Origin of the sequence: Streptomyces sp. NPDC086777, from assembly GCF_040702065.1 — a bacterium.
Taxonomy (GTDB): domain Bacteria; phylum Actinomycetota; class Actinomycetes; order Streptomycetales; family Streptomycetaceae; genus Streptomyces.
Genome location: NZ_JBFBJI010000087.1, coordinates 1 through 6,073 on the forward strand (window position 1 = coordinate 1; position 6,073 = coordinate 6,073).

At 67.5% G+C, this 6,073-nt stretch carries 4 protein-coding genes and 1 pseudogene; 2 read left to right on the forward strand and 3 right to left on the reverse strand.

Annotation, left to right across the window (positions count from 1 at the left end):
* Window positions 1-149 precede the first annotated feature (149 nt).
* Complete coding sequence (locus AB0472_RS45770) at window positions 150-314, reverse strand: hypothetical protein (protein ID WP_366365617.1); 165 nt, start codon at window positions 312-314, stop codon at window positions 150-152.
* Window positions 315-810: 496 nt separating this feature from the next.
* A complete protein-coding gene (locus AB0472_RS45775) occupies window positions 811-1,776 on the reverse strand; it encodes a helix-turn-helix domain-containing protein (RefSeq protein WP_366365618.1) in 966 nt (321 codons plus the stop codon).
* Between the two features lie 71 nt (window positions 1,777-1,847).
* On the opposite strand from AB0472_RS45775, the gene AB0472_RS45780 reads away from it, so the two are divergent.
* Together AB0472_RS45780 and AB0472_RS45785 are read left to right on the forward strand one after the other, a co-directional pair.
* Window positions 1,848-2,480, forward strand: a complete 633-nt coding sequence (locus AB0472_RS45780) for an HD domain-containing protein (RefSeq protein ID WP_366365620.1) — start codon at window positions 1,848-1,850, stop codon at window positions 2,478-2,480.
* Between the two features lie 166 nt (window positions 2,481-2,646).
* Window positions 2,647-3,984 carry an MFS transporter gene (locus AB0472_RS45785; protein WP_366365621.1) on the forward strand — a complete coding sequence of 446 codons (1,338 nt, stop codon included), beginning with the start codon at window positions 2,647-2,649 and terminating at the stop codon, window positions 3,982-3,984.
* Between the two features lie 1,203 nt (window positions 3,985-5,187).
* Here AB0472_RS45785 and AB0472_RS45790 read toward each other — a convergent pair.
* A pseudogene (locus AB0472_RS45790) lies at window positions 5,188-5,967 on the reverse strand (IS481 family transposase); the annotation flags it as partial.
* Window positions 5,968-6,073: the final 106 nt, after the last annotated feature.

Genomic DNA, 6,073 nt, shown 5'->3' on the forward strand with positions numbered 1-6,073 from the left:
GCCGAACCGTACGGTTCGGCACCCCACAACCGCACAACCGTTGTCCTCACGCCGAGCTGCACAGGACAGGGTGCCGAGAGTGGCGACGCACAAGCATCCGCGATGTCTGTTGATCGCCTCGATGGGCCCGATGGAGGTCCCGGTGCGGCCTAGTAGGCCAGGCCGCCGGCGACGCGCTTCGTCAGCGTCCGGCCCGGAGCGCCAATCTCGGCGGGTGGCTTCGGGACGCCGGTGCGGATGCCCTTGGTCAGCTTCCCGATCAGGACACGGCCTGGATCGCGGTAGGCGGTGATCACGCGTCCGTGGACGTCCATGGTCGCTTCGGTCTCAGTGCGGCGGTCACCAGTGAACAGGCAGGTGGGCCGCGGCCACTGACGATCCATACACAGCTCGCCGGCGCGGAGTATCTGCCGGGCTGTGCAGAGCGGTTCGTCCATGAGATCGCGGTGTCCATGGATCGCGAACTGAACGCGACGACGACACCGATCGAGTGCGTCGCCAGCGGGCGGACGACATGGAAGGGCCCCATGACTGCGGCCGCGCGCGAGAATTCCCCGAGACAGACCTGCGCCCGGTGAAACGGTCCACCGCAGCCTCACGGCGTCGCGCCCGACTGCATCCTGACCGGCGGACAGGCCGTGAACGCCTGTCGGGAGTGCTCCTCGGCCATGTCCGACAACCAGGAGGGTACGGCCGAGGATCGGAGCCAAGGCGACGATCGTGGTGGCGTACTCGCCGCCGGCCGTGGACAGCGCATGACGCTCGACCCCGGTCACGGGACGCCGCACGGTTCGCCACTCGCCACTCGCCTCAGCCGGGAGCGGCCATGGTCCGGTGCAAGAACATGGCGCGATACTCCTGCGGTGATGTACCCAGGTGCCGATGGAAGGCCGCGCGAACGGAAGCCGGCGCGCCGAGACCAGTCAGACGACCGATCTGCTCCACGGGGGTGTCCGTCGTCTCCAGCAACTGCCGTGCCTTGTCGATTCTCGCGTCGACCAGCCAGGCTATGGGAGAGGTTCCGGTCTCCTCCCGGAACCGCCGGAGCATCGTCCGCCGCGACATGTGCGCACGGCGCGCGAGGTCGTCGACCGTGTGGGAAAGCTCAAGATTGCCGAGCATCCACGTGCGCAGGGGGGCCAGGGATTCCCCCACGGCTTCCGGTCGCAGTTGCTCGATGAACTGAGCCTGACCACCGACCCGTTGTGGCGGAGCGACCAGTACCCGAGCACGGGTGTTGGCCGCCGCCGCACCCTTGTCCACTCGGATGAGATGGAGGCACAGGTCCACGCCTGCGGTCACCCCTGCCGATGTGAGGATGTCACCGTCGTCCACGTAGAGCCGGTCCGGCTGCACATCGACCTTGGGGAACCGTCTCCTCAGCTGATCGGCGTTCTGCCAATGGGTGGTCGCCGGCCGCCCGTCGAGAAGCCCGGCCTCCGCCAGGACGAAGGCAGCCGTACAAATGGACACCAGACGCGCCCCCCGCGCATGGGCGGCTCGCAGTGCGTCGATCACCTGAACCGAAGGGCGGGCGTCGATGTCCTCGTAGCCCGGGATGATCACAGTATCTGCCCTGGTCAAAGCTTCCAGGCCCGACTCGGCGGTGATCATGTAACCCGGACCCACCACCGGTCCGGCTTGATCGTCAGTGCACACCACCAGCTCGTACTGGGGTTCCATGCCGAAGATCTGTGCGGCAATCCCGAACTCGAGAGGCAGCACGCCGGGGAGAACGAGCACTGCGACGGTATGCCTCGACTCAAACACCTTCATGGCACGATTGTAGCGGTGCATGGCGTCCGGGCCACTTTTCGGTCGATGGTGTGCAGTCATACGTTCCCCTTATGAACGATGCACTTGCACTCCCCAGCAGCCCTCTCGCCACCGCTGTCATGTCAGAGGTCCGGTCCCTCGTACACCCCTCTCTGGTCAACCACTGCGTCCGTAGCTTCCTGTGGGCCCGCCTGTACGGTGAGTACCTCGGAGCACTCAATGACGCCGCCTATGACGAGGACCTCCTCTTCGCGGCCTGCGTAGCGCACGATCTGGGTACCAGCCCCCTCGCCCAGGGCAAACTCCGCTTCGAGGTGGAGGGCGCCGACCTGGCGGCAGCGCTGGTGACGCGCCTCGGTGTCTCCGCGGCCGACGCCGACCGGGTGTGGGAGGCCATCGCCCTGCACACCTCGCCCCAGATCGCGGAGAAGCGCGGACTGCTCACGGTGCTCGCCTACGAGGGCATCTACATCGACTTCGGCAAGAACGCGGATCTGGTGTCCGAGTGGGCGGAGCGCATCCACGACACCTACCCGCGCCTCAAGATGGCCCGGACGCTCACCGACATGGTCCTCGCGCATGCTGCCCTGTCCGAGGGCGCCGCACCCCGCTACGGCATCGCGTGGGAGCTGGTACGCGAGCGCGCCGCCGAAGGAATGACGTTCATGGAGCGCGCCGTCGCTGCCGGACCGTGGGGCGAGTAGACAAGTCGCATCACCGGGGCGTGCGCCAACCCGACATCTGCGGTTGCGGCGCCCCGCCTGCGTTTTTGCTCCGTCCGCCCGCGCGCCGGGAACGGACCGGAGCGTGCACCGCACCGCCGGGCCGCACACCAGCACGAAAAACCTCTCAAGGAACCTACGGAAGACCATGAGTTCCACCACTGAACAGCTGTCACAGAACACGGCAGTATCGGACCGGACTGCAGCTCCGTCGAAACTCACCATGCCAGTGATCCTTCTGGCGGTATTCGTCCTGCCCATGGGGATCTCTGGGACGGCAGTCGCGCTGCCGCAGATCGCCTCCGATCTGGGCTCCAGTCCCACGCTCCTGCAATGGGTCGTCAACGGCTTCAACGCGGCCTTCGCCGTCTTCACGCTCGTCTGGGGCGTCCTCTCGGACCGCATGGGCTACAAGCGCACCTTCATCGCCGGCGCTGGTTTGATGGTCGTGGCGTCCGTCATCAGTGCGGCAGCGACCAACATGGTCACGGTGGACGTCGCGCGAACCCTGGCAGGTGTCGCAGGCGCCGCAATATTCACCGGCTCGTCCGCGATCCTGTCGAACGCCCACACCAACCCCGAAGCGAGGATGCGCAACTTCGCGATTTTCGGCGCGACGATCGGCCTGGGTCTTGCCCTTGGACCCAGCATCGCGGGTGTCATCGTCGACTGGACGGGGTGGCGCGGGATCTTCCTCATCTACGGCGTCCTGGTGGCGGTTTCCTTTGTCCTGAGCAAGGCGCTTCCCGACATCCGCCACGAACGTGCTCCGGGTCAGAAGGTCGTCGACTTCTCGCTTCTGCGCAACTACCGCTTCCTGGCGATGAGCCTGGTGCCCGTGGCCGCCGCGATCGGCTTCGTCACGCTGATGACCTACCTGCCGGTCGCCCTGAGCGCAATACGCGGCATGAGCCCCGCACAAGCAGGCTTGTTCATGCTGCCCATGTCGGTCCCCGTGCTCCTCGGACCGCTGCTGACAGGGCGTCTGATCAAGTCGGTGCGTCGGGCCACTCCCATGACGATGATCTACGTCTCGCTGGTGTTCATGGTTGTCGGGGACATCGGACTGCTTCTGCTCGACCCCCACAAGCCGCTCGTCCTGCTCGTACTGCCCATGATTCTTCTGGGCTTCTCCTTCGGCCTCCCCATCGGACTGGTCGACGGCGAGGCGATCGGTTCCGTACCTCCCCAGAACAGCGGGACCGCGGCCGGCGTCCTGAACTTTCTGCGCCTGGGAAGCGAAGCTGTCGTCATCGGTGCCTACTCAGCAGCCCTGACCTGGCTGATCAGCCGCACCATCGCCGATCCAGAAACCGCCAACGACGTGGCCGCAGGCGCAACCGGCCATGCCTCTGTCTACGCGGACGCCTTCCATTGGGTGATGGCCGCTGCCACGGTTCTCTCTGCTCTCACCGCACTTGCGATCGCTCTGCTCCATCGGGCAGAGCTGAGGCACGATCGCCGCGTCCGCACCGAGGTGAGGTAACCGGAAACCCTCCCGGCCAGGTCATACCAACGGGCCGATGTGCGCTAGCCGACGAGAGCGCGGACCCCACCGGGGAAGACCATGAAGTCGTTGCGCCGCGTTCGTGGCTTCGGCGCAGGCACCGACACCAGCACACCGGACCCGTGATGCTCCGATGGCCCAGGGAGCTCGTGCCGCCGGCTGGGGCTCGTTCCCCTCCCCGCGATCCGAGGTGCGATGCGCCGCGAGCCGTACCTGTGTGAGGTCCCCAGGATTCGAGGCAGACACTTCCCCTGATCGGAGCCTTGCACGCCAACGGAGACAAGCGCACAGCGGGCCTCGGGCTCGCCGAGGACCAGGCGCTGCAGCCCGGCCCGCACCCGGGGATGTTCAAAGACCCCGTGAGACGTCTGCAGGCCCACTTCCTAGACGGCCCATCGGTGCAGTTCTCCTTGCTGGGACAGGAGCAGCCGGTACGCACTGCCCCGGACCGGCCCCGGGGGAGGCCGGTGCCGCTCCGTGGCAGTGCGGAGTGCCACGCCCGGCGCTGGTGAGGAACCCGAGGATGGCAACCGTCAATTCGCCGTGCGCCTCGCATGTCGCGTGCTGATCGTTCGTGGGCGGCCAGGGTGTGGATGTGCAGCCGAACCGACTGCCGCCCGCACACCGCACCCTGCCGCCGGTGAACTGGGCCCCTCTGCCGCCACCGGAAGCCCGCTGGGCGGCGGTGCACATGCTTCGGGTACAGCGCTTCCGTGCGTTTCGAGCGGTGCAGAACTCCCGGAAGCGGACTGCGGCGTTACGGCGGCCTGGTCCCGGTGCGATATCCGAGGTGTGCGGCCTGCACGACGGTGCCCCGTCCGGCGTGGGCGACGGTGGCCGCAGTTCGTTCAGCATGCCCTCGGTGATCCGCGTGCAGGTCGGGAACTCTCCTCGGCATGGACTACGAAAACCGGCGTCGGCGAGGCCCCCGCCCTTACGACCGGTCTGTGCTGCCGGTCCACTGTCGCAGGACCTCAGCCTCGGCCGGCATCACGCTTGGGAGGTATGGCGCGGTGACAGTTTTGCCAACGCGATGCTCCCACCGACTATGCAGCCGCGTTCGTGGTCCCGCATGATCGATCGCCTTCGGCCGTCCGCCGTCCTGTCAGACAGAGGCTGACGGAAGACCGCTCCACCGCGGCGGGCCGCTCTGTGGCACGGACCGCGGTGGAGCGAGAGCCTCTAGCTCTGCTGTCCCGGCAGGTGAGTGACGCGGCTGGCTGGTGGTTGGCCGTCGATGCCGGTGTGGGGTCGGTGGTAGTTGTACCAGTCCAGCCAGTCGGGAAACGCGGTCTGTCGTTCGCGGTCTGAGGTGTAGGGCCCGGATGTAGGCCCATTCCTCGAGCAGGGTGCGGTGGATGCGTTCGACCTTGGCGGTGGTCTGGGGCCGCCAGGGCCTGGTCCAGCGGGGGCTGATGCCCAGCTCGCGGCAGGTGTCGCGCCAGGCGTTCTTGGTGTAGGCACAGGCATGGTCGGTCAGGACCCGCTCGACGGTGATGCCCTGCCGGGCGAACCAGGCGGTTGCCCGGCGCAGGAAGCCGGCGTAGGTCGCGGCCTTTTCGTCGGGCAGGTCCTCGGTGTAGGCGAGGCGGGTGTGGTCGTCCGGGGCGGTGTGCAGGTAGGCATATCCGGTGCCACTGCGGTCCTGGTTGGCCCGGCCGGCCGCCCGGCCGAGAACCTTGCGGCGGCCGCCGTCGGGGATGCGGCCCAGCTTCTTGACGTCCACGTGGACCAGTTCACCGGGCCGGTCGCGCTCGTAACGGTGCACGGGCTCGCTGGGGCCCGGTCGCAGGCGGCCGGAGCGGGCAGGCCGAGCCGGACCAGGATCCTGTGCGTAGTCGAGGCGGCGATGTTGGCGTCGGCGGCCAGCCGCACCGGCCCGATCCTGTGCTCGCGCCGCAGGTGCACGACCTGCTGTTCGACCGCGGCCGGGGTCCGGTGCGGGCTGTGGTGAGGGCGACTAGGTGTATTGATCACGAGCGTTGTTAACGCGGGTCGGACTTGATCGTGGCGAAGGCCCCCGTGTGTGGTGGAGGTGTCGAATCTTCACCGCACGGAGGCCTTCGTG

Excerpts from the sequence above, each read along its gene's own strand:
- AB0472_RS45770 (WP_366365617.1), bottom strand. The coding sequence starts at position 314 with ATGGACGTCCACGGACGCGTGATCACCGCCTACCGCGATCCAGGCCGT.
- AB0472_RS45785 (WP_366365621.1), top strand. The coding sequence starts at position 2,647 with ATGAGTTCCACCACTGAACAGCTGTCACAGAACACGGCAGTATCGGAC.
- AB0472_RS45775 (WP_366365618.1), bottom strand. The coding sequence starts at position 1,776 with ATGAAGGTGTTTGAGTCGAGGCATACCGTCGCAGTGCTCGTTCTCCCC.
- AB0472_RS45780 (WP_366365620.1), top strand. The coding sequence starts at position 1,848 with ATGAACGATGCACTTGCACTCCCCAGCAGCCCTCTCGCCACCGCTGTC.